The 1,206-nt window shown below is 43.9% G+C and carries 1 protein-coding gene; it reads right to left on the bottom strand.

All coding sequences use genetic code 11. The annotated features are described in order from the left end of the window. Positions 1–58 precede the first annotated feature (58 nt). Positions 59–1,099, bottom strand: coding sequence for an IS481 family transposase (locus tag IFO68_RS21805; RefSeq protein WP_192017845.1), 1,041 nt, complete (start codon positions 1,097–1,099; stop codon positions 59–61). Positions 1,100–1,206 lie beyond the last annotated feature (107 nt).

Here is a 1,206-nt window from a genome sequence, read left to right as displayed (position 1 = left end):
TGTACTAATTCAGACCTGATCTGACAGTTACCCACTTTTCAACTCGGTGCCTGTCAGATTATATCTGAGCTAGATTCTTCTCTGCCCAGATTGATTTCCCATCCTCTAATGTTTCTATTGGCGTTCTGCCGCAGCACATTTTTCCTTGATGGGTACGATGATTGTTGTAGTAGTCCATCCATTCGTCCAGATCTTTCTGTAACTCTTCCATCGAACTATACAGTTTCTTTCTGAACGTCACTTGGTAGAACTCATTCAATATGGTCTTGTGGAAGCGCTCGCAGATCCCGTTTGTTTGTGGCGACATGGCCTTAGTCTTGGTGTGGTCGATATCATTGATCGCTAAATAAAGCTGGTAATCGTGTTGCTCGACTCGACCGCAGTATTCAGTGCCTCGGTCAGTTAAAATTCTAAGCATTGGTAGCTCCTGAGCCTCGAAGAACGGTAGAACTTTGTCATTCAACATATCAGCAGCGGTGATCGGTGTTTTTGTTGTGTAGAGCTTGGCAAAGGCGACTTTGCTGTAGGTATCAACGAAGGTTTGTTGATAGATGCGTCCAACACCTTTCAAATTGCCAACATAGAAAGTGTCTTGAGAGCCGAGATAACCTGGATGTGCTGTTTCTATCTCACCACAAACCTCATCATCGAGCTTCTTGCGCTCAAGGGCGGCAACTTGCTCATCAGTTAAGATGATACCGTTCTCAGCGACCTGCTTCTCCAGTGCGATAAGGCGTTTCTTGAAGTTCTCTAGATCATTACGAAGCCAGATTGAGCGAACGCCACTTGGGGAGATAAACACACCCAGTTTACGTAGTTCATTGCTTGTTCTGACTTGTCCGTGAGCAGGGAAATCAATGGCGTACTTGAGAACAGCCTGTTCAATTTCACTATCGACACGATTCTTCAAGTTTGGTGTTCTACGGCTCTGATTAATAAGTGCATCGATACCACCAGTCTCGACTAACTCTTGATAACGATAGAAAGTGTCTCTGGAGACGCCCATGACCTTACAGGCTCTGGATATATTGCCGAGTTCTTCTGCAAGATTGAGAAGGCCAGCTTTGTGTTTAATGATTGGATTGCTAGTATGAAGCATGAGAGTTACCTCTTATTGTCTTTGATTACGGATTCAGCACCTTTAATCAAAGTGGGTAACTCTCTTCATTTCAAATTGAAGTGTCAGATCTAGTCAGAACTAATACA

The organism is Photobacterium arenosum, from assembly GCF_014841115.1.
In the GTDB taxonomy this organism is placed as follows: Bacteria; Pseudomonadota; Gammaproteobacteria; order Enterobacterales; family Vibrionaceae; genus Photobacterium; species Photobacterium arenosum.
The sequence above is the reverse complement of the archived record's forward strand: the minus strand, read 5'-3'. Positions and strand labels throughout refer to the sequence as shown.